Origin of the sequence: Rhodococcus sp. 1R11 (assembly GCF_004563845.1) — a bacterium.
GTDB lineage: Bacteria > Actinomycetota > Actinomycetes > Mycobacteriales > Mycobacteriaceae > Rhodococcoides.
Window position 1 is genome coordinate 105816 of the sequence record NZ_SPNG01000012.1, and the last position, 25603, is coordinate 131418.

Here is a 25603-nt window from a genome sequence, read left to right on the forward strand (position 1 = left end):
TCCATGACCAGTGCGCTGTGGACGCCCACCGATACCGATGTCGAGCGCGCTCGGGTCACCGAGTTCACCCGGTTCGTCGAGGCGCGCCACGAGGTGCCGCTGCCCGACTACGCAGCGTTGTGGCGGTGGTCGATCGACGACATCGAATCGTTCTGGAAAGCGGTGTGGGACTACTTCGAGGTTCGTTCCACCACCGAACCGGCGTCGGTCCTCGAGGGCCACGGTATGCCGGGGGCGCAGTGGTTCCCGGGTGCCGAGCTGAATTACGTCGATCAGGTCGTTCGGCACGCGCGAGGAGACCGAGCCGCCATCGTTCATGCCTACGAGGACAGTACGACGCGGACCGTCACGTGGTCCGAGATGATCGCTCAGGCCGGTGCGTTGGCGGGCACCCTGTCCGAGGCGGGCGTGCGGCGCGGCGATCGCGTCGTCGGATACCTGCCGAACGTGCCCGAGGCGGTCATCGCCTTCCTGGCGACAGCAAGTCTCGGCGCGGTATGGGCTGCGTGTGGGCAGGACTACTCGGCGGCGGCGGCGCTCGACAGATTGGGGCAGCTCGATCCCGCGGCGTTGATCACCGCGTCCGGGTACGTCTACGGAGGAGCTTTCCGCGACAAAGGTGCGGACGTCGGCACTCTCGTACAGGGCCTGCCGACGGTTCGCACCGTGGTGACCATCGGAGACGCTGCGGGGACTGCGGGAAGCGCGGCGACGTCGCTGAGTTGGGCGGACGCGACCGCGATACCGCGCGAGCTCGCTCCCGTCGCAGTGCCGTTCGATCACCCGTTGTGGGTCGTGTTCTCGTCGGGGACGACGGGACGACCCAAGGGGATCGTGCACGGCCACGGTGGCGTCCTGCTCGAGCATCTCAAATCCGTTGCACTGCAGTCGGATCTAGGGCACGATGATGTGTTCTTCTGGTACACGAGCCCGAGCTGGATGATGTGGAATTTCCAGGTGGCCGGCCTGCTCGTCGGGGCCACGATCGTGTGTACCGACGGAAATCCCGCGTTCCCGAGAACGGATGCGCTGTGGGGTATTGCGGCCGCGCAGGGCGTGACGTACCTCGGTACCAGCCCCGGGTACGTGCTCGCGTGCATCAAGGCGGACGCACACCCCGGTGCCGATCACGACCTCTCGGCCCTGCGCGCCATCGGGATCACCGGGTCGGCGATGCCCGCGACGTCGTCGATCTGGTTGTCGGAGAACGTCGGCGCACACGTGCCGGTCTTTTCCATCTCGGGCGGTACGGACGTCGTGTCGGCGTTCGCCGGGGGAGTGCGGACCGTGCCGGTCTGGGCGGGGGAATTGTCGGCTCCGTTCCTGGGCGTTGCGCTCGACGCCTACGACGAGGCAGGCAACTCGGTGCGCGGCGCAGTGGGCGAACTGGTCGTCACCGAACCGATGCCGTCCATGCCGGTGCAATTCTGGAACGATCCCGACGGAACCCGTTACCGGGACGCGTATTTCGATACCTATCCGGGCATCTGGCGGCACGGCGACTGGATCACCGTGACCGATCGCGGCAGCGTCGTCGTGCACGGTCGTTCCGATGCGACGCTGAACCGCAACGGCATTCGAATGGGAAGCGCCGACATCTATCAGGCCGTCGAATCTCTCGACGAGGTCACCGAGGCCCTGGTGCTCGGCATGGAACAGCCCGACGGGGGATACTGGATGCCGCTGTTCGTGGTGGTTCCGAACGGACTCGGCGAGGAGCTCCGCGAGCGCATCGTTGCCGTCATCAGGACCCAGGCGTCCCCGCGGCATGTTCCCGACGACATCGTCGCTGCGCCCGCGATCCCGCACACTCGGACCGGTAAGAAGCTCGAAGTGCCGCTCAAGAAGATGTTCCAAGGTGCTGCCGCGACAACCGCTCTCGACACCAGTGCCGTCGACGATCCGGAGGCGGTGCGATGGTTCGCAGACCGCGCGGCGGAGTATCAGCGAGTCCAGCGCGCGAGGTAGGCCTTCTCCTCGGGCGCGATCCGGCGCAGAGTCTCGGCCCCGACGTCGACCATTGCCATGCGGGTGGTCGCCACCACCGCAGGCGGTGAATCCGGGGCCGCGCCTGCTGCCCGCACCTCGTAGCCGATGGTGAAATCGACCGCACGCACCTTCTCGAACCAGAGTGTGACGTCGAGCGGACCGTCCGAGTGCCGGAGCGGTTTCTTGTACGCGATGGTGACGTTCGCAATCAACGCACTCTTGATCAGGCTTTCGTTGGCCTCGCCCTCGCTGAGCAGCCATTCGATGCGCGCCTCTTCGAGCAGGGTGACCATTCGCGCGTGATTGATGTGCGCGAATGCGTCCATGTCCGACCACCGCACCGTGACGGTCGCGTGATATCCGACGGGGTCGGTCCGATCTGTCTGCATCGCAACAGGCTCTGTCTTCATTGCTAGAGGATGGCATGCGCGCCTGCGTCGGGGGTGACGCTCTAGAGTCCCAGGAGTGATTATCGCCAATGTCGCACTGGATGATTCCGGCGTGCTCTTCGACATCGAACTCGTCGACTCGGTCATCGGGTCCATCACCCCGGCCGGTAGCGATCGCACCCGCGGCGTCGAGGTCGTCGACGGAGCCGGTGGGGTGGCCTTGCCGGGGTTCGTGGACAGTCATGTTCATCTGACGCAATGGGCAGCGGCGCGGCGGCGCATCGATGTCGGGCCGGCCTCGTCGGCGGCCGATGCCGTGGCACTGGTGTTCCCCTATGCGCGAACAGCAGGCGATTCCGTGGTGCGCGCCAACGGCTTTCGGGACGCGCAGTGGCCCGACGAACCGCACAAGGATCTGCTCGAGAACGCGCTGCCCGGTGTCCGTGTGGCGTTGACGAGCATGGACCTGCACACGCTGTGGCTGAGTCCGGCGCTGCTGCGCGATCTCGGTATCGACCATCCCACCGGGGTGCTTCGTGACGTCGACGGGCTCGAGGCCGTCATGGCGCTGGAGGCATTGGAGGACCCCGCCGAGTTGGACCGAGCGGTGCTCGACGCCACCGCGGCGCTGGCGGTCCGCGGAGTCACCGGCGTCGTCGACTTCGAGTTCGCGGACAACCGGACGGTCTGGGATCGACGCCTGGCGGCCGGATCCCCCGCGGTGCGCGTCGACACCACGGTGTGGCCGCAGTGGCTCGACGAAGCGCTCGATCGTGGGGAGCGAACCGGCGACGTCTCGGCCGTCTCGGACATGATTCGGCGCGGACCGCTGAAGGTGATGCTCGACGGCTCGCTGAACACCAGAACGGCCTGCTGTCACGATCGCTATCCGGGCATAGACGGTGACGACGCCTACGGGCTGTTGCTCGAGACCGGCGACGGACTGTACGACCTCGTCTCTCGCGCGGCTCGCGGCGGCATCACCTCTGCCGTCCATGCGATCGGTGACCGGGCGAACGGGGTTGCGCTCGATGCGTTCGAGCGGGCGGGTTGCGGAGGTCGTATCGAACACGCGCAGCAGCTTCTCCCGGAAGACATCGCGCGCTTCGCCTCGCTGGGCGTTGCGGCGTCGGTGCAGCCGCAGCACGCCATGGCCGACCGCGACATCGCCGAGGATCTCTGGGCAGGTCGGCGTTCGGTGGCCTACGGATACGGATCGCTCCATCGAAGCGGTGCCACGCTTCTGTTCGGTTCCGATGCTCCGGTCAGCCCACCGGAGCCCCTGGCAGGCGTAGCAGCCGCGGTCTTCCGAACCGACGACGACCGGCCACCCTGGCATGCCGAGGAATCGGTTCCTCTCGGAGCGGCACTGCAGGCGGCGAGCGGGGGCCGTGGTGTGCTCCGCGTCGGAGACGTCGCGGACATCGTCGTTCTCGCGGAACACCCGGCGCACCGCTCGGCGCACGATCTCGCCGACACGGAGGTAAGGGCCACGATCTGCGCAGGCCGGCTCACCCACGTCGGCCCGGCTTAGCCTCGGCGATCGGGCGGCACGTCCGGGCCGAGTTCGTCTCTGACGTGAACCTGTCGGTCCGGCCGAGTAGCGTCACTTCGATGACGTCTTTCACCGATCCACGCGTGCGAGAGTTTCTGTCGGCAGGTACCCGCACCGGAAAGGTCGGCTACCTGGCTTCGGACGGACGGCCCCTGGTCGCCCCGATCTGGTTCGTCGTCGAGGACGACTCCATCGTGTTCAACACCGGAGCCGATACCGCGAAGGGGCGAGCGATCCGCAGGGATCCTCGCATCGTGTTGACCGTCGATCTCGAAGAGCCGCCGTACGGGTTCGTGCAGGTTCAGGGAGTCGCATCGGTCGACGAGGATCCAGCAGAGTTGGTGCGCACGGCCACCGAAATCGGAGCACGGTACATGGGGCGCGACAGAGGCGAGGAATTCGGCAGACGTAACGGAGTTCCGGGCGAATTGATCGTTCGTTTGGTACCTACCAAGGTGATTGCCGCTTTCGACATGACGGCATGACGACCGAAGAACTTCGCGCGTGCGGGCCTGTAGATTGGCCGGGTGCCGAATCCAGCCACCGGTTCCGCACGGACGGGGGTGGGTGCCCTAGGCGCGTGCTGGGCATGTAACGGTCCAGCCCATCTCGACGGATATGTACTGAAAGGTAACTTCCGAGTTGTTCATGGTGAGAAAATAGAGATCGACGTAGTCAGCTTGCTCGATGTGTTCGGTGCCCACCGTTGTCCGCTGCTTCGGCGGCCGGTGGGGGCGCGTGTGATTGTGGGAAAGAGAGGAATCGATTGGACCCGCTAGGTGTGGAAGGTGCTGGAGACGACGACACGGGAGTCGACCGTCAGCAGCATCCCTCGTTCCCACTGTCACCGGCCCAATTGGGGATGTGGTTCGCGCAGCACGTGGACCCCTCGGTACCCGCCAACATCGCGCAGTACGTCGAACTGCGCGGTGACCTCGACGTCGAACTGCTGCGGCGCGCATCGTCGCGCGCAGCCCTCGAATTGCAGTCCGGTTTCGTCCGCATCACCGAGATCGACGCCGAGCCACGACAGATCGTCGACCCCACCCTGGACGACTCGCTCGGGCTGGTGGATCTGCGCGGCGAGGACGATCCGCGCGCGGCCGCCCTCGAGTGGATGCATGCCGATTACAGCGCACCCATCGACATTCTCCGCGACCGACTGATCGCCGCCACCGTCCTGCGCATCGAGGACGATGTCTGGTTCTGGTACGAGCGCGTGCACCACGTCGTTCTCGACGGCTTCGGTGCCGTGACCTTCATGAACCGCGCTGCCGAGCTGTACACGTCCGAGGTCGAGGGCACCGAACCGACGAAGAACCTGGCCTCGGATCTGACCAAGGTCTACGACATCGAGATGTCCTACCGCGATTCGAGCCGCTTCCAGGCCGATCGCGAGTACTGGGCGTCCCGGATCGACGGAATCGACGGAGTCACCACCCTCGCCGGGCACACCGCTCCGCCGGCACCGAAGAGTCAGATCGACAGCACCGCTCTGTCTGCCGACACGATGAGCAATCTCGACGCCCTGCGCGCCGGGACCGACACGACGATGGCGACCATCGTCATCGCCGCGTTCGCGGCGTATCTGGCCCAGATGACCGGCCGCGAGGACGTCGTGCTGTCACTGCCGGTGACTGCGAGAACCACCGCGGTTCTGCGCCGCTCCGGCGGCATGGTGTCCAACGTGGTGCCGCTGCGGTTCGACGTCTCGGGCGACACCACCGTCGAAACGATGCTGGCACGCGTCAACGCCGAGGTGTCCGGTGCATTGCGCCACCAGCGGTACCGGCACGAGGACATTCGCCGCGACGCCGGCGGCGCAAGCGGACAAGCGGCCTTCTTCGGTCCTTGGGTCAACATCATGCTGTTCTTCGGCGAGGTGCGCCTGGGGTCGATGGTCGGCGGGATCAACATCCTCTCCACCGGCCTCATCGAGGATTTCGGCCTGAACCTCTACACGAGCGTCGCCGGGGCCACGACCCACATCGACTTCGAGTCCAACCCCAACCTCTACGGCCCCGATCAGTCCGGCCGCAATCACGAGCGGTTCGTCGACTTCCTCGGCCGTTTCGTGGCAGCAGCCCCGACGGACCTCGTCTGGAATCTGGCTCTGACCGACGGATCCGAGCGCGCCCTGGTCGTCTCCGAGTGGAACCACACCGAACACCAGACCACGCCGAGCACTCTGCTCGCCGCCTTCGAAGCTGCTGCGGCAGCTCGACCCGAGGCCACGGCTCTGGTGTACGAGGGCGACGTGCTGAGCTACGGGGATCTGTCGGCGCGGGTGAACGGCCTCGCTCGCCATCTGATCGACATGGGCGTCGGCCCGGAGACTCTCGTCGGATTGTCCATTCGACGCTCGTTCGATCTCGTCGTCGGCATGTACGCCATCGTGGCGGCCGGCGGAGCGTGGGTGCCGATCGATCCGGATCATCCTGCCGAACGCACGGCCTACATTCTCGACTCCGCGCAGCCTCGGTGCGTACTGATCTCGTCGCGTGACGACGTGTCGCTGCCCGAGGGCACCGACAAGGTCGCCGTCGATCTGGTCGACCTGTCCGCCCGGTCGTCCGCTCCGGTCAGCGACGCGGAACGGATTGCGCCGCTACGTGTTTCGAACACCGCGTATGTCATCTACACCTCCGGCTCCACCGGCCGCCCGAAGGGCGTCGCCGTGGAGCACGCCGCCATCCACAATCAGATGGAGTGGATGCTGGCGGAGTATCCGATGGATACCACCGATGTCTATCTGCAGAAGACGGCGACGACGTTCGACGTCTCGCTGTGGGGGTTCTTCCTGCCGCTGCGGGTGGGCGCGACGATGGTGCTCGCCACCCCCGACGGGCACCGTGACTCGGTCTACGTGGCGAACAGGATCGCCGAACATCGCGTCACGGTCACCGACTTCGTGCCCTCGATGCTGACCGTGTTCGTCGCCAACGCGCCGGCCAACACCTGTGCTTCGCTGCGTCACGTCTTCGTGATCGGCGAGGCGCTTCCAGTCGAGACGGCGGCAGCATTCCGATCCGTCTGCGCCGCAGGACTGCACAACCTCTACGGTCCCACCGAGGCGGCGGTCTCGGTGACGTACCACGAGAGCAGCCCACAGGACACGCGAACCGTCCCGATCGGTGTGCCCGAGTGGAACACCCGGGCCTTCGTACTGGACAGCCGGCTGCGACCCACTCCGGTGGGAGAAGCGGGCGAGCTCTACCTGGCGGGTGCCCAGCTGGCGCGGGGCTATGTGGGTCGCCCCGACTTGAGCTCGGATCGGTTCGTGGCCAACCCCTTCGGCGACGCCGGGGAGCGGATGTACCGCACCGGCGACCTCGTTCGGTGGCGCAGCGACGGAGTGCTGGATTACATCGGACGCACCGATTTCCAGGTGAAGTTCCGTGGCCAGCGCATCGAACTGGGCGAGATCGAAACGGTGCTGCTCGCACACGAATCCATCTCGCAGGCAGTGACATTGGTTGTGCAGACGGTCACCGGCGACCAGCTCGTCGGCTACGTCGTCGCCGGGCCGGGGAAGTCCATCGACTCCGCCGAGGCCATCGAATTCGCCGGACACGCGCTGCCGTCGTACATGGTTCCCGCAGCAGTGGTCGTGCTGGATGCACTGCCACTGAACACCAGCGGAAAGCTCGATCGAAAAGCGTTGCCGGAGCCGGTGTTCACCAGCGCCAAGAAGTACCGAGCACCGCAGAGTCGCGCGGAATACGTCGTTGCCGGAATCTACGAGGACCTGCTCGGCGCGTCCAAGGTCGGTCTGGACGAGGACTTCTTCGAGCTCGGCGGGAACTCGCTGATCGCAACGCAATTGGTGACACGAGTCGGCGGCGCTCTGGGAGTACGCCTGGGAGTGCGCGAGCTGTTCGAGGCACCCACCGTCGGCGCACTGGCCGCCCGGGCCGAGTCGGCTGCCGGCCGCGGAGCCGACACCCCGATCCTCGAATCCCGTGAGCGCCCCGAGCGCATCCCACTCTCGCCTGCACAGCAACGCATGTGGTTCCTCAACCGGTTCGATCCGGCCACTGCGGTGTACAACCTGCCGTTCTCGGTCCATCTGAGCGGCCCACTCGACGTGAGTGCCCTGTCGGCTGCGTTCGCGGACGTCGTGGAACGACACGAGACGCTGCGCACCGTGTACCCGGAGGTGGACGGATCGCCCGAGCAGGTCGTGCTCAACGCGGCCAGGACACCGGCCACGATCACCCCGATCCGCATCGAACGGCACGAGCTCGGTGGCCGACTGCACGAGTTGGTGGCCAAGGGCTTCGACGTCACGATCGACACGCCGTTCCGAATCGCGCTGTTCGAGATGTCGCCCACCGAGCACGAACTGGCGATGGTCCTGCACCACATCGCTGCCGACGGAGCATCCTTCGGGCCGTTGGCGCGTGACGTGCTGCTGGCCTACTCGAGTCGGATCCAGGGCCGCGCTCCCGAATGGACACCGCTCGAGGTCCAGTACGCCGACTACGCGCTCTGGCAGCGTGCGGTACTCGGTCCCGAAACCGATCCGCATTCGCTTGCTGCACGCGAAATCGCTTACTGGAGTGCCACACTCGAGGACCTACCCGATCAGCTGGCGCTGCCGTCGAGTAGGCCTCGCCCCGCCGTATCGTCCAACGCAGGCAGCAAGCTGCGCATCGAGATTCCGGCCCGGTTGCACAGTGCTCTGGCCGATCTCGCACGCGCGAACAACTCGTCGCTGTTCATGGTGATGCAGTCGGCGTACGCGCTGTTGCTGGCTCGATTGAGCGGCACCACCGACATCGCCATCGGCGCGCCGGTGGCCGGTCGCGGTGAGCCTGCACTCGACGACCTCGTCGGAATGTTCGTCAACACGTTGGTACTTCGTACCGACGTCGATCCGGCACTGTCGTTCGAGCAGCTGCTCGCTCGCGTCCGCGACACGGATCTGTCGGCATTCGCGCATGCCGACGTTCCGTTCGAGCGCCTGGTCGAGGTTCTCAATCCGGTCCGATCGACATCACGGCACCCGTTGTTCCAGGTGGCGCTGTCGCTGGAATCGGCCATGTCTCGTGAACTCACCGTCGGTGGGCTCCGCGCCGTGGCCGCCGAATTCGACGTCCCGATAGCGAAATTCGACCTCCAGCTGTGGCTCACCGAGCACCAGGTCGACGGAACTGCCGCGGGTATCGATGCGGTGTTCGAGTACGCAACCGATCTGTTCGACGCCGATCTGGTCGACAGCTTCGCGCAACGCTTCCTGGGAATTCTGGACGCAGTCACCACCGACGCGTCGGTTCCGGTCGGCGACGTCGACATCGTGGACGCCGCCGAATACGAATCCGTCGTGTCCACCTGGAACGTGTCCGGGCCGGACGTCTCTCGCGACGTGACGCTGATCGACCTGCTCGACGCCGCGGCCTCGGCACGGCCGGACGGAGTGGCCGTGCGCTTCGGTGACACGTCTCTGACGTACGCCGAGTTCGATGCTCGGACCAATCGCCTTGCCCGCGTACTGATCTCGCACGGCGTCGGCCCCGAGAGCCTCGTCGCAGTCGCCCTGCCGAGGTCGGCGGAACTCGTCGTCGCGCTGGTCGCAGTGGTGAAAGCCGGTGGCGGTTACCTCCCCGTCGATCCGAGCTACCCGCTGGACCGCGTCGAGTACATGCTCGACGATGCGCGTCCGACATCAATTCTCTTCTCGGGAACAGACCCGATCGAGCTGCCCGCGGACGTCGAATCTCGCATCGGCGCAACGTTCGTCGACATCGACACGGTCGATCTGTCGTCGATCTCGGACGCACCGGTCACCGACACCGATCGCATCCGCCCGCTTCGCCCCACCAACGTCGCCTACGTCATCTACACCTCGGGTTCGACTGGTCGCCCCAAGGGCGTTCTGGTTCCGCACCGCAACGTGGTTCGGCTGCTCGCGAACACCGATGCGGTCTACGGCTTCGGAGCCGACGACGTGTGGACGATGTTCCATTCCTACGCGTTCGACTTCTCGGTGTGGGAGCTGTGGGGTCCGTTGCTGTACGGCGGCACTCTGGTGGTCGTCGACTACTTCACCTCGCGCTCACCCGAAGCGTTCCATCAGCTGCTCGTGGACGAACGAGTGACGGTGCTGAACCAGACTCCGTCGGCGTTCTACCAACTCTCCGAGGCCGATCGCACAGCGGCCTCGACCGGCGGCGAGCTGTCTCTGCGTTACGTCATCTTCGGCGGCGAGGCCCTCGAACAGCGTCGATTGAGCGGCTGGTTCGAGCGGCACGGCGATCGTGCACCGCAGCTGATCAACATGTACGGCATCACCGAGACCACGGTGCACGTGTCCTATCAGGCGTTGGGCTCCGCGTCCGTCGCAACGACCGCATCGGTGGTCGGCAAGCCGATCGCAGGGCTGCGCGTCTACGTTCTCGATACCCGGCTCCATCCGGTCCCGGTCGGGGTGCCCGGCGAGATGTACGTTGCCGGTGGACAATTGGCCCGCGGATATCTGGGACGCGCGCCGCTCACCGCGGTGCGGTTCGTGGCCGATCCGTTCGCCTCCGGCTCCGATGCCGGGTCGTTGCTGTACCGCACCGGCGACCTGGCGCAGTGGAACGCGTCAGGCGAGCTCGAGTATCTGGGCCGTTCCGACGATCAGGTCAAGGTGCGCGGCTTCCGAATCGAGTTGGGTGAGGTCGAGGCCGCGGTCACCGCGCACCCCGCCGTCACCCAGGCTGCCGTCGTCGTCCGTGAGGATTCGCCCGGGGCGGCCCGGTTGGTCGCCTACGTGGTCTCGGCCGTGGTGAACGGTCGGCCGACACTCGACCTCGAGGACCTGCGAACCGGCATCGCCGAACTGTTGCCGGAGTACATGGTTCCGTCGGCGTTCGTTGCGCTGGAGACGATTCCGTTGACGGTCAACGGAAAGCTGGACCGGCGCGCACTGCCTGCGCCGGTGTTCGAGGTGCGAGATTTCCGCGCACCGACGACACCGATCGAAGAGATCGTCGCCGACGTCTTCGCCGACGTCCTCGGCGTCGAGCGGGTAGGACTGGACGACGACTTCTTCGAGCTCGGCGGCAACTCGCTGATCGCCACCCAGGTGGTCTCGCGGCTCGGAGTCGCTCTCGACGCCACCGTGCCGGTGCGCATGCTGTTCGAGGCGTCGACGGTCGCGCTGCTCGCGGTGCGCGTCGAGCAGGCCGCGGGGGAGGGCGGCCGGACTGCACTGGTTGCGACCGTCCGGCCGGAACGCATCCCGTTGTCGCTTGCGCAGCAACGCATGTGGTTCCTCAACCGGTTCGACGTCGACTCCGCCGCCTACAACATTCCGTTCGCGTTAAAGCTGACCGGCGACTTGGACGTCGCCGCACTGCAGGTCGCCATCATGGATGTGATCGACCGGCACGAGTCGCTGCGCACCGTCTATCCCGACACCGCGCACGGACCGCAGCAGTCCATTCTCGACGCCGCTCAGACGGTGCCGAACCTGATGCCGATTCCGACCTCGGCAGCCGACATTCAGCGACAGGTCTTCGCACTCGCGTCGACGACGTTCGACGTGACCGTCAACGTGCCGATCCAGGCCCGACTGTTCGAGATCGGCCCACGCGAACACGTGATCGCCATGGTGGTCCACCACATCTCGGCCGACGGCTGGTCGATGGGACCGCTGGCCAGAGACATCATGATCGCCTACGCCTCGCGCACCGCGTGGGAGAACCCGGCCTGGATGCCGTTGGAAGTGCAGTACGCCGACTACAGCCTGTGGCAGCGTTCGGTTCTGGGCTCCGAGGACGATCCGCAGTCGCTGATCTCCGGTCAGGTGAACTACTGGGCCGACATCCTCGCCGGCCTACCCGACCAGCTCGATCTGCCGACCGACCGGCCGCGCCCCAGCCGCCAGTCCTACCAGGGCTCCTCCATCGGATTCGATGTGCCTGCCGATGTACACCAGGGCCTGTCCGCTCTGGCGCACACCCACAACGCATCGCTGTTCATGGTCGTCCACGCCGCACTGGCCGTGCTGCTGGCCCGACTGTCCGGCACCGAGGACATCGCCATCGGTACTCCGGTCGCCGGCCGCGGTGACGCAGCGCTCGACGACGTCGTCGGCATGTTCGTCAACACGCTCGTTCTGCGCACCGACATCGACTCCGGACGCACGTTCTCCGAACAGATCGGCCGCGCGCGCGAGGTAGCGCTCGGTGCCTTCGGCCACGCCGATCTACCGTTCGAGCGTCTGGTCGAGGTTCTCAACCCGTCTCGGTCGCAAGCTCGTCACCCGCTGTTCCAGGTGATGCTGTCGTTCGAGAACCTCACCCGTACCCATGTCGACCTCCCGGGCCTGTCGGTGGACAGTGTCGCCCTCGACGCCGAGGTCGCCAAGTTCGACCTGCAGCTCACCGTCACCGAGTCCATCGGACTGGACGGCCGCGGACAGGGCATGGCCGCCGAACTGACCTACGCGACAGACCTTTTCGATGCCGAGACCGTCCGCGGTTTCGCCGATCGATTCGTCCGGATGCTCACGGCCGTGGTGGCCGATTCGTCGGTGGCCGTCGGCGACATCGATCTGCTCGACGACGGCGAGCACGATCGCGTGGTGGCCGAATGGAACGACACCGAACACGAGGTCCCCGCCGACATCACTCTGGTGGACCTGTTCGACCGACAGGTCGACCTGACCCCGGACGCAACTGCGCTGGTCTTCGAAGGTGAGCGGCTGACGTACGCCGAGTTCGATGCACGAGTCAATCGTCTTGCGCGCCATCTGGTGTCGGTGGGCGTCGGGCCCGACACGTTGGTCGGCCTCGCGATCGCCCGCAGCCTCGACCTGTTCGTCGGCATGTACGCGATCGTCAAGGCCGGGGCCGGATACGTGCCGATCGACCCGACGCAACCGGCGGATCGCAACGACTACATCGTGGCCACCGCGGCACCGATTCGGGTGTTGTCCACCGTGCGCGATCACGTCGAATTCCCTGGCGTCGACACGATCGACATCGACACGCTCGATACTTCGAACCTGTCGTCGGAACCGTTGCGCGACAACGATCGCCGCGCCCCACTGCACTCGCAGAACCTGGCGTACGTCATCTTCACGTCGGGTTCTACGGGCCGCCCCAAGGGCGTCGGGGTGTCGCACGACGCGATCGTCAACCGACTGCTGTGGATGCAAGGCGAGTACGCCCTGACTCCGCGCGACGTGGTGCTGCAGAAGACGCCGTCCACTTTCGACGTGTCGGTGTGGGAGTTCTTCTGGGCGCTCCAGGTCGGTGCCTCGGTGGTCATCGCCGTTCCCGACGGTCACCGAGATCCCATCTACCTGCTCGATGTCATTGCGCGCGAACGCGTTTCGGTGGTGCACTTCGTGCCGTCGATGATGTCGGTGTTCGTACCCGAAGTCGAGCGGCGTCGCAGCGCGGGAGCCTCGCTCCGGCTGATGTTCGCCTCCGGCGAGGCGCTACCGCCCACCACCGCTCGTGCACTGCGGCGTGCGGTCGCCTCGGTGGAACTGCACAACCTGTACGGACCGACCGAGGCGGCCGTGGACGTGACGTACCACGCCGTTACGGATTCGGACTCCGACGTCATGCCGATCGGTGCTCCGGTGTGGAACACCGCTGTCTACGTGCTGGATTCGCGACTGCATCCCACCCCGGTCGGTGTTGCAGGTGAGCTCTATCTCGCCGGCACCCAGCTCGCGCGCGGCTATGTGGGTCGCCCCGACCTGACCGCGGACAGGTTCGTCGCTCACCCGTTCGCCGATGGCGGTGCGCGGCTGTACCGCACCGGCGACGTGGTGCGCTGGAATCGCGACGGCGAGCTCGAATACGTCGGACGTTCGGACTTCCAGGTCAAGTTGCGCGGCCTGCGCATCGAACTGGGTGAGATCGAGACGGCGCTGCTCGCCCAGCGGTCGGTCTCTCAAGCCGTCGTCGTGGTCCGCCGCGACCAACTCGTCGGATACGTGGTTCCTTCGGGAGTGTCGGTAGACACCGGAGCCGTTCTGTCTTCGCTACGCGGCCGTCTGGCGGAGTACATGGTGCCGTCGACACTGATCGTGCTGCCCGAGTTCCCGCTCGGCGCCAGCGGAAAGCTCGACCGAAAGGCGTTGCCCGACCCCGCGTTCGAGGTCACCGAGTACCGCGAACCGACCAACGACATCGAACGCACCGTCGCCGAGGTGTACGCCCAGGTGCTGGGCGTCGAGCGCGTGGGTCTCGACGACGACTTCTTCGAGCTGGGCGGAAACTCGCTCATCGCAACGCAACTCGTCTCCCGACTCGGCGTCGCGCTGGACACCCGGATCGCCGTTCGCGAGCTGTTCGACGCGTCCTCGGTGGCCGACCTCGCAGCCAGACTGGGCACCCTGGTCGCCACCGGCAGCAGGCCGCCGCTGGTACCGCAGCAGCGTCCGCAGCACATTCCGCTGTCGCTGGCGCAACAGCGGATGTGGTTCCTCAACAAGTTCGACGTCGAGTCGGCGGCCAACAACATCCCGATCGCCGTCCGGTTGTCCGGTCTGCTCGATCGCCGGGCCATGCAGATCGCGGTCGCGGACGTCGTCGCCAGGCACGAGTCTCTGCGGACGGTGTTCCCGGAGACCGACGGCACGGCTCATCAGGTGATCGTCGACGCGCAAACGGCCACACCGGAATTGACGCCGATCGACATTTCCGCGCACCAGGTGGCCGATGCCATGCGCGAGCTGGCGACGACAGGATTCGACCTGTCGAAGGACCTCCCTTTCCGTACCCGGTTGTTCGAGGTGAGCCCCACCGAGCACCTGCTGGTGTTCGTGGTGCACCACATCGCCGCCGATGGTTTTTCGCTGGGCCCGCTCACTCGCGACGTGATGAATGCCTACGCGGCGCGGTCGATGAACCAGGAGCCGTACTGGACTCCGCTTCCGGTCGACTACGCCGACTACAGCCTGTGGCAGCGCGAGGTGCTGGGCTCCGAGGACGACCCCACGTCCGTGGTCTCGCAGCAGATCGACTACTGGACGACGACGTTGGCCGGTCTACCCGATCAGCTCGATGTGCCCTCCGACCGTCCCAGGCCGGCAGTGGCGTCGAACAGCGGTGCGCTGGTGCGTTTCTCGATCGACGGAGAACTGCATCGCGCTCTGATCGAGGCGTCCCGACGTGAGAACGCGTCGCTGTTCATGCTGGTGCACACCAGCCTTGCGGTACTGCTGTCGCGGTTGTCCGGCGAGACCGACATCGCGATCGGCACACCGGTCGCGGGCCGCGGTGAGGCGGCGCTCGACGACCTGATCGGCATGTTCGTCAACACCCTCGTGCTCCGAACGGAGATCGACACCGCGCGCAGGTTCGACCAGGTACTCGCCGATGCTCGCGAGACCGATCTGTCGGCGTTGGCACACGTGGACGTTCCCTTCGAGCGTCTGGTGGAAATCCTCAACCCGGTACGGTCCACGGCACGTCATCCCCTCGTTCAGGTGGTGCTCGCGTTCCAGAATTTGGGGCAGAAGGATCTCGAACTACCGGGACTGTCGGTCTCTGGCGTCGACTTCGAGACCCTGGTTGCACTGTTCGACCTGCAGTTCACGTTCGTCGAATCGTTCGGACCCAGTGGCGCGGCGCAGGGTATGACGTTCGATGTCACCTACGCCACCGACCTGTTCGACGAGTCCACTGTGGTCACCCTGGGTGAGCGTCTGATCAAGGTCCTCGAATCCGTCGCCGACAACCTCTCGACCGTCGTGGGCGACATCGAACTGCTCGACGACGTCGAGTACAAGCGCGTGCTCGACGACTGGAACGACACCGACCACGACGTCGACCGGTCGCAGACGCTGGCCTCCCTCGGGCGGTCGGTCGAATCCGACGGAACCGCACTGGTATTCGGTGACGAGTCGGTGTCCTACGGTGAGTTCGACGCACGGGTGGCTCGTCTGGCGCGGTACCTCGTCGATCGTGGTGTCGGGCCCGACACCACCGTGGCGATCGCTGCCCGTCGTTCGGTGGAGCTCCTCGTCGGAATTCACGCGATCGTCGCGGCGGGCGGTGCCTACGTACCGATCGACCCGGATCAGCCTGCCGAGCGAATTGCGCACATCCTGCGCACCGCGGCACCGGTGTGCGTACTGAGCACGTCACGAGACTCGGTGGATGCCGACGGGCTCGACGTGATCGACATCGACGTTCTCGACCTGTCCGGGGTCTCCGATGCACCGATCACCGACGCGGACCGAATCGGTGCACTCGCACCGACGAACACCGCGTACGTCATCTTCACGTCCGGGTCGACCGGGCAGCCGAAAGGCGTGGCCGTCACACACGAGGCAATCGTCAACCGTCTGCTGTGGATGCAGTCGGAATACGAGCTCGCCGCCGACGATGTCGTGCTGCAGAAGACCCCCGTCACGTTCGACGTGTCGGTGTGGGAACTGTTCTGGCCGTTGCAGATCGGTGCGACGCTGGTCATCGCGAAGCCGGACGGGCACCGAGACCCGCAGTACCTGCTCGAGACCATCGAGGCGCAGTCGGTCACGACGGCACACTTCGTGCCGTCGCTGCTCGAGGTCTTCGTCTCCGTCGTCGCAGCCGAGCAGTCCTCGTCGGCTGCGTCGCTGCGGACTCTGTTCGCCTCCGGTGAGGCGCTGCCCGCCGAGGTCGGCGAACGCGTCCGACGCGTCCTGCCGGGCGTGGCGCTGCACAACCTCTACGGACCCACCGAAGCGGCTGTCGACGTCACCTATCACGAGGTGTCGCAGGCGGACGTCGACCTGGTTCCGATCGGTGTTCCGGTGTGGAACACCAGAACGTACGTCCTCGACTCCCGACTGTCCCCGGTCGCTCCCGGGGTCGCAGGTGAGCTGTATCTGGCCGGAATCCAACTGGCCCGCGGCTACCTCGGTCGAGTGGATCTGACGGCAGACCGATTCCTACCGGATCCGTTCGGCGAACCGGGTTCTCGCATGTACCGCACCGGCGATCTGGTGCGCTGGCGGGAATCCTCGTCTCACACCGGGCGTCTGGAGTATCTGGGCCGCACCGACTTCCAGGTCAAGTTGCGTGGTTTGCGCATCGAACTCGGGGAGATCGAGACCGTGCTGCGCCGGCACCCGTCGGTGGAGTCGGCCGTGGTGCTGGTTCGGCAGACGGCCGTGGCAGGCGATCAACTGGTCGCCTACGTGGTCCCCGCCGCCGGTGCGACCGTCGACGTGGCCGACCTGGCGGCGTTCGCCGGCCGCTCGCTCGCCGGTTACATGGTTCCGGCTGCGACCGTCGTGCTCGACGCACTTCCGCTGACCGCCAACGGCAAGCTCGACCGGCGTGCCCTCCCGGCACCGAATATCGAGCAGCGTGCTTTCCGTGCTCCGACGACCACGTCGGAAATCGTTGTGTCGCAGGTGTTTCGCGACGTACTGGGCGTCGATGTCGTCGGAGCCGACGACGAGTTCTTCGCTCTCGGCGGTAACTCGCTCGTTGCCACCAGGGTGGCGTCGCGCATCGGTGCCGCGACGGACACCACGGTCAGTGTTCGGACCATCTTCGAGGCGTCGACGGTAGCGGCTCTGGCGGCGAAGCTGGACGAACTCTCGGGATCGGGTCGCAAGATTCCGCTCGTGCGCACCGAGTTGCCGGACTTCGTTCCGCTGTCGCTCGCACAGCGCCGGATGTGGTTCCTCAACCGTTTCGACGTCGATTCGGCAACGGAAAATCTGCCCGTAGCCATCGAATTGATCGGCGACCTCGACGTCGCCGCGCTGCGCTCTGCCGTGGCCGACGTGATCGAACGGCACGAATCGCTGCGCACCGTCTACCCCGAGGTGGACGGGGTGGCATCTCAGGTGATCGTCCCCGCAGCGCAGGTGGCCCCGGAGCTGGCACCGACGAAGGTCATCGCCGACGACGTCACCGCCGCCCTGGCGGAGTTCTTCGTGCAGGGTTTCGACGTCACTGCCGCACCCCCACTCCGCGCCATCCTGCTCGAGCTCGACTCGAACCGGCATGTGCTGGCGTTGGCCACACATCACATTGCCGCAGACGGTTTCTCGATCGGACCGATGACCCGCGACCTCATGGTCGCGTACGCAGCCCGGAGTGCAGGAAACGAACCGGGTTGGGCACCGCTCGCGGTTCGCTACGCCGACTACACCCTGTGGCAGCAGACCGTGCTCGGTTCCGAGAGCGATCCCGATTCACCGGTGTCCGGCCAGATCCGACATTGGACGCGAACGCTGTCGGGGTTGCCGGACGAGAGCACGTTCCCCGGCGACCGAGTGCGCCCCGATCGGTCGTCGTACCGCGGCGGCAACATTCGGCTGACGCTCGATGCCGAGACGCATGCGCGCCTCGGCGCGGTAGCCCGCGCCAATCAGAGCTCTCTGTTCATGGTGCTGCACTCTGCTCTCGCGGTGTTGCTCTCCCGGTTGTCGGGCGAAACCGACATCGCCATCGGTACTCCGGTCGCCGGTCGCGGTGAGGCGGCACTCGACGACGTTATCGGTATGTTCGTCAACACCCTCGTGCTGCGTACCGAGATCGATCCCGGTGCTGCCTTCACCGAACTGCTCGCCCGAACGCGCAACACCGATCTGTCGGCGTTCGCGCACGCGGAGGTGCCGTTCGAGCGACTCGTCGAGGTACTCGACCCACCGAGGTCGGCCGCGCGGCATCCGCTGATCCAGGTGATGCTCACCGTGCAGAACATGGAGCAGACCGAACTCGAGCTCCCTGGCCTGACCGTGCGCGGAGTCGATCTCGACGTCGAGACGGCGAAGTTCGACATCCAGTTCACGTTCACCGAGAATCAGGCGGACGGCACCTCGGCCATCGACGTGACGTTCGCCCGTGATCTCTACGACGACGACACAGCCCGCGCCTTCGGTGAGCGCCTGATCCGCGTGCTGGAGTCGGTCGGTACCGATGCCGAGCAGCCCGTCGGGGACATCCCGGTGATGGATGCGGCCGAGCGCGATCACGTTCTCGCCCTTGCCCAGGACGCACCGGCGGTCGCGGATTCTGCCGACTCCATCGTCTCCCTGTTCGCCGCCAGGGTCGCGGAGAACCCGGACGCTGCCGCCGTCGTCTTCGACGGTCGGTCGCGCACGTACGGAGACATCGACACCGAGTCGACGGCACTGGCGAGAGTTCTTGTCGCACAGGGTGTCGGCCGCGAATCCGCGGTCGCAGTCGTACTGCCTCGCACGGCCGATCTCGTGGTGGCGCTGCTCGCGGTGCTCAAGGCCGGAGGTGCATACGTACCGATCGATCCGTCGTACCCGGCCGATCGCATCGAGTTCGTGCTCGCCGACTCGCGTCCCGCCGCGGTACTGACCTGGACCGGCGTCGAGGTCGCGCTGCCGCCGGAGCTGTCCAGGGTCGACATGGACACCCCAGCGGACGAGTCCCAGTTCGCGACGGGCGTTCTTCCCGCGGTCACGGCTGCAGAGGCTGCGTACATCATCTACACCTCGGGTTCGACCGGCACCCCCAAGGGTGTCGTCGTCCCGCACCGCAACGTCGTTCGCCTGCTGGCGAACACCCAGCGGCACTTCGATTTCGGTCCCGCCGACGTCTGGACTCTGTTCCACTCGTACGCGTTCGACTTCTCCGTGTGGGAACTGTGGGGCCCGCTCACCACGGGTGGCACCGTCGTCGTGGTCGACTACTTCACGTCGAGGTCGCCGGAAGCGCTGCGCGAGTTGTTGATTCGCGAACGCGTGACCGTGCTCAACCAGACCCCGTCTGCTTTCTACCAGTTCGACCAGGCCGACCGCACGGCATCGGGTGCTGCAGAGTACGCGCTGCGCTACGTCGTCTTCGGCGGAGAAGCGTTGGAGCTGCGTCGATTGAGCGGTTGGTTCGATCGGCACGGTGATCGTTCCCCACAGTTGGTCAACATGTACGGCATCACCGAAACCACCGTCCACGTCTCGCATCGGGCTCTCGATGCGCAGGCGGCCGCGGAGGCATCGGGGTCACTGGTGGGTCGGGCGATCTCCGGGTTGTCGGTGTACGTGTTGGACGCGCGACTCGGCCTCGTGCCGGCGGGTGTCCCGGGAGAGATGTACGTCTCGGGCGGTCAGGTGGCGCGGGGATACCTGGGTCGGCCGGACCTGACGGCGACACGATTCGTGGCAGATCCCTTCGCCGGCGACGGATCCGTGCTCTATCGCACCGGTGACGTCGCCCGGTGGTCGCCCACCGGTGAGCTCGAATTCGTCGGTCGCGCAGACGATCAGGTCAAGATCCGCGGCTTCCGCATCGAACTGGGCGAAGTCGAATCGTCGGTTCTGTCGGCTCCGGCCGTCGGACAGGCCGCGGTGATCGTGCGCGAGGACGCTCCGGGTGCCGCGCGCCTGGTCGCTTACCTGGTGCCCGCAACCGGTTCGACGATCGACGTCGACGCCGTCCGCGCGTCGGTGGCCGAGCAGCTCCCCGAGTACATGGTCCCGTCGGCGTTCGTGGTGCTCGACGCAATTCCGTTGACCATTAACGGAAAGCTGGACCGGCGAGCGTTGCCCGAACCGGCCGCACGAACCCGTGAGTTCCGGCAACCGACGACTCCGATCGAGTCCATGGTCGCCGAGGTGTTCGCCGACGTCCTCGGTCTCGACCGGGTCGGTCTCGACGACGACTTCTTCGAACTCGGCGGCAACTCGCTGGTGGCCACCCAGGTGGTGTCCCGGCTCGGTGCCTCCGCCGACACGACGGTCCCGGTCCGGGCATTGTTCGAGGCCCCGACGGTCGCGGCACTCGCCGCGAGGGTCGAGCAGGGCTCGGGCGCGCGGCCGGCGCTGGTGCCGGGGCCTCGTCCCGATCGAGTTCCACTCTCGCTCGCGCAGCAGCGGATGTGGTTCCTCAACCGGTTCGACTCGGACTCGACGGCGTACAACATCCCGTTCGCCCTGCGGCTGAGCGGCGCTCTGAATGTCGGCGCGTTGCAGAGCGCGGTCTCGGACGTCATCGAGCGGCACGAGACACTGCGATCGGTGTACCCGGATTCGCCCGAAGGTCCGCATCAGGTTGTGGTGCCGATGTCCCAGGTGCCGACGACTCTCGACGTGATCGACACCGACGCGGAATCGGTGACCGCTCGGGTGCTGGAACTGCTGGCGTCGACGTTCGACGTGACTGCAGAGGTTCCGTTGAAGACCTCGCTGTTCCGAGTCTCCGACACCGAGTTCGTGCTGGCGATGGTGGTCCATCACATCAGCGCCGACGGTCTGTCGATGATGCCGTTGTCGACCGACGTCATGACGGCCTATGCCGCCCGTACCCGGCAGTCCGATCCCGCATGGGCACCGCTGCCGGTGCAGTACGCCGACTACGCGCTCTGGCAACGGGACGTTCTCGGCTCCGAGGACGACGCCGAATCGATTGCAGCGCAACAGATTCGATACTGGTCTGCCGCGTTGTCGGAGTTGCCCGAGCAGATCGAGTTACCTCTCGATCGCCCGCGTCCGGCGAGCCAGACCTTCCGCGGCAATCGCATCGATTTCCGAATCGACGTCGACGCGCACGCCCGTCTCGCGGAACTGGCACGCGCGCACAACGCGACCGTCTTCATGGCCGTGCATGCGGCCTTCGCGGTGCTGCTCTCGCGGATCTCGGGGTCCTCGGACATCGTCGTGGGTACACCCATCGCAGGTCGCGGCGAGGCCGAGATCGAGAACCTCGTCGGCATGTTCGTCAACACCCTGGTATTGCGACTCGATGTACCGGGCGAGGCGACCTTCGGCGATCTCCTCGACGCCGCACGTGAAACGGATCTGCAGGCGTTCGCCAACTCGGACATCCCGTTCGAGCGGCTCGTCGATGTGGTCAACCCCACGCGCTCGACGGCTCGGCACCCGCTGTTCCAGGTCGGCTTCTCGTTCCAGAACTTCGCTCGCCGCGAGTTCGAGCTCGACGGGTTGGAGATCTCGGCGCTCGACACCGAGACCGGGAACTCACAGTTCGATCTGCATCTGATCGTGTCCGATGCCCCACAGGGCGACGGTGCGGCAGGTGGCTTCGATGCCCTGTTGACCTATGCGACGGATCTGTTCGACGAGAGCACCGCTCGTTCACTCGTGGCCCGTTTCGAGGCCGTGCTGGCCGCCGTCGTGGCGTCGCCGTCGACACCCATCGGTGATCTCGACGTGCTGCTGGACGGCGAGCGATCTGCGATCGTCGAGGACTGGAACGCCACGGTTCACGATTTCGGTGCCGTCGAAGACACGACCCTGCCCGATCTGTTCGGTGCAGCCGCCGAACGCGACCGCGCTGCAGTCGCACTCGTCCACGACGACGGCGTGGTGACGTACGGAGAGTTCGCCGAGCGGGTCTCGCAGCTCGCGCGTCATCTGATCGGCATGGGTGTCGGGCCGGAAGTGCCTGTCGGCCTTGCCGTTCGGCGCTCGGTCGATCTCCTCGTAGGCATGTACGCCATCTCGACGGCAGGCGGGGCGTACGTTCCGCTCGATCCCGACCAGCCGGCCGAGCGCAACGCGTTGGTCCTCGAGACAGCCGCTCCTGCGTGCATTCTGATCTCCGGCGATGTGGGTGCCGAGATCACCGATGCTGCCCCGATCGTGGATCTGGCCCGGTTCGACGCCGATGCCTACTCGGGTGCTCCGGTGGACGCGTCCGAACGCACCGGTGCACTCACTGCCGCCAACACCGCGTACGTCATCTTCACGTCCGGATCGACCGGTCGTCCGAAGGGTGTTGCGGTCTCGCACGGTGCCGTCGTCAACCAGCTGAACTGGCTGCGTGCGGAGTACGCACTCGACGAGACCGACGCAGCGCTGCTCAAGACGTCAGCCACGTTCGACCTGTCGGTGTGGGAGTTCTGGTCGCAGCTGACCTCCGGCGGACGGCTGGTCGTGGCCGAGGCCGACGGTCATCGTGACCCCGACTACCTGCTGGAGCTGATTCGCACGCAGTCGGTGACGACACTGCACCTGGTGCCGTCGATGCTGTCGATGCTCGGCACCGTAGCCGCGGGCGAGGTATCGCCGAGCCTGCGGCGGGTGCTGGCGATCGGTGAGGCACTGCCTGCTGCCGTTGCACAGGAGTTCCGCAAGCGGAACGGATCGACCGAACTGCACAACCTGTACGGGCCGACCGAGGCAGCGGTGTCGGTGACCGCGCACGCGGTGACGGACGCCGATGCGACCGCGGTGCCGATCGGTGTTCCCGAGGCGAACACGACGGTGTTCGTGTTGGACTCGCGGCTACATCCGGTGCCTGTGGGTATCAGTGGCGAGCTCTACCTGGCCGGCGCGCAGCTGGCGCGCGGCTACTTCGGGCGCGCGGACCTGACGTCGGAGCGATTCGTCGCCAATCCGTTCGACGCGAACGGTTCTCGGATGTACCGCACCGGCGACCTGGTGCGCTGGCGGGTGCCCGTCGTCGACGGAACGCCGGCCCCGGCGCACCTCGAGTACATCGATCGTGCCGACTTCCAGGTGAAGATTCGCGGATTCCGCATCGAGCTCGGTGAGATCGAAGCGGCCCTGCGGTCGCAGTCGGCAGTGGCAGATTCTGCCGTCGTGGTGCACAGCGGCGAGTCCATGGGTGACCAGTTGGTGGCCTACGTCGTCGGCCGGGCCGGGGAGGTCGTCGATGTCGCGGACGTGGAATCCCAACTCTCGCATCTCGTTCCGTCGTACATGGTGCCTGCGGCATTCGTGGTGCTCGAAGCGCTACCGCTCAATGCCAACGGAAAGCTGGACCGAAAGGCGCTGCCCGCGCCGCACTTCGAGGCCACCGAGTTCCGCGCACCGGTCACCCCGATCGAGGAGATCGTTGCAACGACCGTTGCCGAACTGCTCGGGCTGGACCGCGCGGGGCTGGACGACGACTTCTTCGCCCTCGGCGGAAACTCGTTGATCGCAACCCAACTGGTCTCGCGCCTCGGCCAGGCTCTCGACGCGCAGATTCCCGTGCGATCGGTGTTCGCGGCGTCCACGGTGGCGGGCCTGGCTGCACACATCGCTCCGCTCGTCGGCGGCGGTGCCCGCCGGGAACTGACGGTGCGCGAGCGTCCCGATCGACTACCCCTGTCGATCGCCCAGGAACGGATGTGGACGATCAACCGCATCGACCCGGGCTCGTTCGCATACAACATCCCCGTTGCGGTGCGGTTGACCGGTGCCCTCGACATCGCCTCGCTCCGCGGCGCGTTCGACGATGTGCTCGGCCGCCACGAGATTCTGCGGACGGCCTACCCCGACTCGGTCGACGGCCCGGTGCAGCAGATCGGTGGCGTCGCCGACGTCGGGGTGGATCTCGAACCCGAACAGGTGGCACCGGACGCTGTGGTGTCCCGCCTGACCGACGTCCTCGGTGCGGGATTCGACGTGACGAAGACCGTCCCGGTCCGGGCTGCACTGCTGCAGGTCGGCGACGACGAACACGTCCTCGCCGTGGTGGCTCACCACATCGCCGCCGACGGGTTCTCGATGGGGCCGTTGATCCGCGATGTCATGGTCGCCTACACCGCTCGGGTGGCGGGGGAGATGCCGTCGTGGGCACCGCTGCCGGTGCAGTACGCCGATTTCGCGCTGTGGCAGCGTGACGTACTCGGCCGCGAGGACGACCCGGACAGTCCCTTGGCGAAGCAGCTGGCCTACTGGACCACCGAGCTGGCGGGCGCGCCGGAACAACTGGCGCTGCCGCTCGATCGTCCACGGCCCCCTCGACCGACCATGGAGGGCGCGTCGTACGGCTTCACGTTCGGCACCGACGTGGCGTCGGCCATCGAGAAGATCGCCCGCGAGCATGCGGCGACGACGTTCATGGTGGTGCACAGCGCGTTCGCGGTTCTGCTGGGCAGGTTGAGCAACTCGTCGGACATCAGTATCGGCACCCCGACCGCGGGACGCGGCGAGGAGCAACTGGACGACCTGGTCGGCATGTTCGTCAACACGTTGGTGCTGCGCACGCAGATCGATCCGAACGGCACGTTCCTGGACCTGCTGCGTCAGGCGAAGGACAAGGACCTCGCGGCGTTCGGCCACGCGGACGTTCCGTTCGAGCGGCTGGTCGATGCACTCGGTCGTGCTCGGTCGAGCGCCTACACGCCGCTGTTCCAGGCGATGTTGACGTTCCAGAACCATGCGACGGGCACGTTCGAGTTGCCGGGCCTGCAGGTGCAGGCGCTGCCGGCAGGCGACGATCAGGCGAAGTTCGACCTTCAGCTGACCGCTGTCGAGAACTTCGACGAGACCGGAGCGCTGCAGGACATCGAGGCGACGTTCACCTACGCGACGTCGATCTTCGACGAATCGACGATCGCGACATTCGCCGAGCGGCTGTCTAAGATTCTGCAGACGGTCGTCTCCGATCCCGAGGTGGTGCTGCGATCCATCGACATCCTCACGGACGAGGAGAAGGCCGAGTTCGCACCGCGCGCCAAGCCGAAGACGGTCGACGACCTGCCGCAGTTGATTGCCGACGCCGCCGCGATCGCGCCCGATGCGGTGGCACTCGAGCACGAATCGACGAGCGTCGATTTCGCGGCCCTGAACGCCAAAGTGACGCAGATGTCGGCGACGATGGGCGCGGCGATGAAGCCGCAGGCTCTGGTGACGGTCACGCTGTCCGCACTGATTCCGGGCATCTTGCCCGCCCTCGGTGCAGAGGGGTTGTCGACCGCTCTGGCATCGTTGATCCAACGGGCGGAGTCGGTGATCGCGTCGTCGTGACGAAAGCCGAGCTCGCCGGTT

16 protein-coding genes and 1 tRNA gene are annotated in these 25603 nt (G+C 66.3%); 4 read left to right on the forward strand and 13 right to left on the reverse strand.

Translation table 11 applies throughout. The features are described 5' to 3' along the window. The first annotated feature begins 3 nt into the window (after nt 1-3). Complete coding sequence (locus E4P29_RS20400) at nt 4-1968, forward strand: acetoacetate--CoA ligase (protein ID WP_135046967.1); 1965 nt, start codon at nt 4-6, stop codon at nt 1966-1968. Here E4P29_RS20400 and E4P29_RS20405 read toward each other — a convergent pair. Next, the gene (locus E4P29_RS20405) at nt 1944-2378 is read right to left on the reverse strand and encodes a thioesterase family protein (RefSeq protein ID WP_027496292.1); all 435 of its coding nucleotides are present in this window, start codon (nt 2376-2378) and stop codon (nt 1944-1946) included. The genes E4P29_RS20400 and E4P29_RS20405 overlap by 25 nt on opposite strands. 76 nt (nt 2379-2454) lie before the next feature. Between E4P29_RS20405 and E4P29_RS20410 the strand changes: the two genes are divergently transcribed. Next, the gene (locus E4P29_RS20410) at nt 2455-3912 is read left to right on the forward strand and encodes an amidohydrolase family protein (RefSeq protein ID WP_135046968.1); all 1458 of its coding nucleotides are present in this window, start codon (nt 2455-2457) and stop codon (nt 3910-3912) included. Between the two features lie 80 nt (nt 3913-3992). Continuing rightward, nucleotides 3993-4418: a PPOX class F420-dependent oxidoreductase gene (locus E4P29_RS20415; RefSeq protein WP_135046969.1), complete on the forward strand. Its 426-nt coding sequence runs from the start codon at nt 3993-3995 to the stop codon at nt 4416-4418. 359 nt (nt 4419-4777) lie between these two features. On the opposite strand, the gene E4P29_RS26020 is transcribed toward E4P29_RS20415, so the two are convergent. The 12 genes from E4P29_RS26020 to E4P29_RS26075 all read right to left on the reverse strand — a co-directional run bounded on the left by E4P29_RS26020 (nt 4778) and on the right by E4P29_RS26075 (nt 14725). After that, complete coding sequence (locus E4P29_RS26020) at nt 4778-5386, reverse strand: hypothetical protein (protein ID WP_167735558.1); 609 nt, start codon at nt 5384-5386, stop codon at nt 4778-4780. Between the two features lie 23 nt (nt 5387-5409). After that, nucleotides 5410-5850 carry a hypothetical protein gene (locus tag E4P29_RS26025; RefSeq protein ID WP_167735559.1) on the reverse strand — a complete coding sequence of 147 codons (441 nt, stop codon included), beginning with the start codon at nt 5848-5850 and terminating at the stop codon, nt 5410-5412. Between the two features lie 1593 nt (nt 5851-7443). Further along, on the reverse strand, nt 7444-7623 hold the full coding sequence (locus tag E4P29_RS26030) for a hypothetical protein (protein WP_167735560.1): 180 nt from the start codon (nt 7621-7623) through the stop codon (nt 7444-7446). Between the two features lie 897 nt (nt 7624-8520). Continuing rightward, nucleotides 8521-8787, reverse strand: a complete 267-nt coding sequence (locus E4P29_RS26035) for a hypothetical protein (RefSeq protein WP_167735561.1) — start codon at nt 8785-8787, stop codon at nt 8521-8523. Between the two features lie 145 nt (nt 8788-8932). Continuing rightward, complete coding sequence (locus tag E4P29_RS26040) at nt 8933-9439, reverse strand: hypothetical protein (protein ID WP_167735562.1); 507 nt, start codon at nt 9437-9439, stop codon at nt 8933-8935. Nucleotides 9440-10522: 1083 nt separating this feature from the next. Further along, nucleotides 10523-11182, reverse strand: coding sequence for a hypothetical protein (locus E4P29_RS26045; protein ID WP_167735563.1), 660 nt, complete (start codon nt 11180-11182; stop codon nt 10523-10525). A gap of 242 nt (nt 11183-11424) precedes the next feature. Further along, nucleotides 11425-11592: a hypothetical protein gene (locus E4P29_RS26050; RefSeq protein ID WP_167735564.1), complete on the reverse strand. Its 168-nt coding sequence runs from the start codon at nt 11590-11592 to the stop codon at nt 11425-11427. Nucleotides 11593-11758: 166 nt separating this feature from the next. Beyond that, nucleotides 11759-12124, reverse strand: coding sequence for a hypothetical protein (locus tag E4P29_RS26055; RefSeq protein ID WP_167735565.1), 366 nt, complete (start codon nt 12122-12124; stop codon nt 11759-11761). 6 nt (nt 12125-12130) lie between these two features. Next, nucleotides 12131-13051 (reverse strand): hypothetical protein, encoded by a 921-nt coding sequence (locus E4P29_RS26060; protein WP_167735566.1) that lies wholly within the window; start codon nt 13049-13051, stop codon nt 12131-12133. A gap of 318 nt (nt 13052-13369) precedes the next feature. Beyond that, nucleotides 13370-13837 (reverse strand): hypothetical protein, encoded by a 468-nt coding sequence (locus tag E4P29_RS26065; protein ID WP_167735567.1) that lies wholly within the window; start codon nt 13835-13837, stop codon nt 13370-13372. An 87-nt stretch (nt 13838-13924) separates the two neighbouring features. Next, entirely contained in the window at nt 13925-14530 is a 606-nt protein-coding gene (locus E4P29_RS26445; RefSeq protein WP_245154425.1) for a hypothetical protein, read from the reverse strand. A gap of 88 nt (nt 14531-14618) precedes the next feature. Further along, nucleotides 14619-14725: transfer RNA gene (locus tag E4P29_RS26075), tRNA-OTHER, on the reverse strand. Here E4P29_RS26075 and E4P29_RS26080 point away from each other — a divergent pair. After that, nucleotides 14678-25582 (forward strand): non-ribosomal peptide synthetase, encoded by a 10905-nt coding sequence (locus tag E4P29_RS26080; RefSeq protein WP_245154426.1) that lies wholly within the window; start codon nt 14678-14680, stop codon nt 25580-25582. The genes E4P29_RS26075 and E4P29_RS26080 overlap by 48 nt on opposite strands. The last annotated feature ends 21 nt before the right edge of the window (nt 25583-25603 follow it).

What these genes read in the sequence shown, in the direction of transcription:
- E4P29_RS20400 (WP_135046967.1), top strand. Translation starts at nt 4, where the DNA reads ATGACCAGTGCGCTGTGGACGCCCACCGATACCGATGTCGAGCGCGCT.
- E4P29_RS20405 (WP_027496292.1), bottom strand. Translation starts at nt 2,378, where the DNA reads ATGCAGACAGATCGGACCGACCCCGTCGGATATCACGCGACCGTCACG.
- E4P29_RS20415 (WP_135046969.1), top strand. Translation starts at nt 3,993, where the DNA reads ATGACGTCTTTCACCGATCCACGCGTGCGAGAGTTTCTGTCGGCAGGT.
- E4P29_RS26025 (WP_167735559.1), bottom strand. Translation starts at nt 5,850, where the DNA reads ATGTTGATCCCGCCGACCATCGACCCCAGGCGCACCTCGCCGAAGAAC.
- E4P29_RS26050 (WP_167735564.1), bottom strand. Translation starts at nt 11,592, where the DNA reads ATGATGTCTCTGGCCAGCGGTCCCATCGACCAGCCGTCGGCCGAGATG.
- E4P29_RS26445 (WP_245154425.1), bottom strand. Translation starts at nt 14,530, where the DNA reads ATGAGCCGTGCCGTCGGTCTCCGGGAACACCGTCCGCAGAGACTCGTG.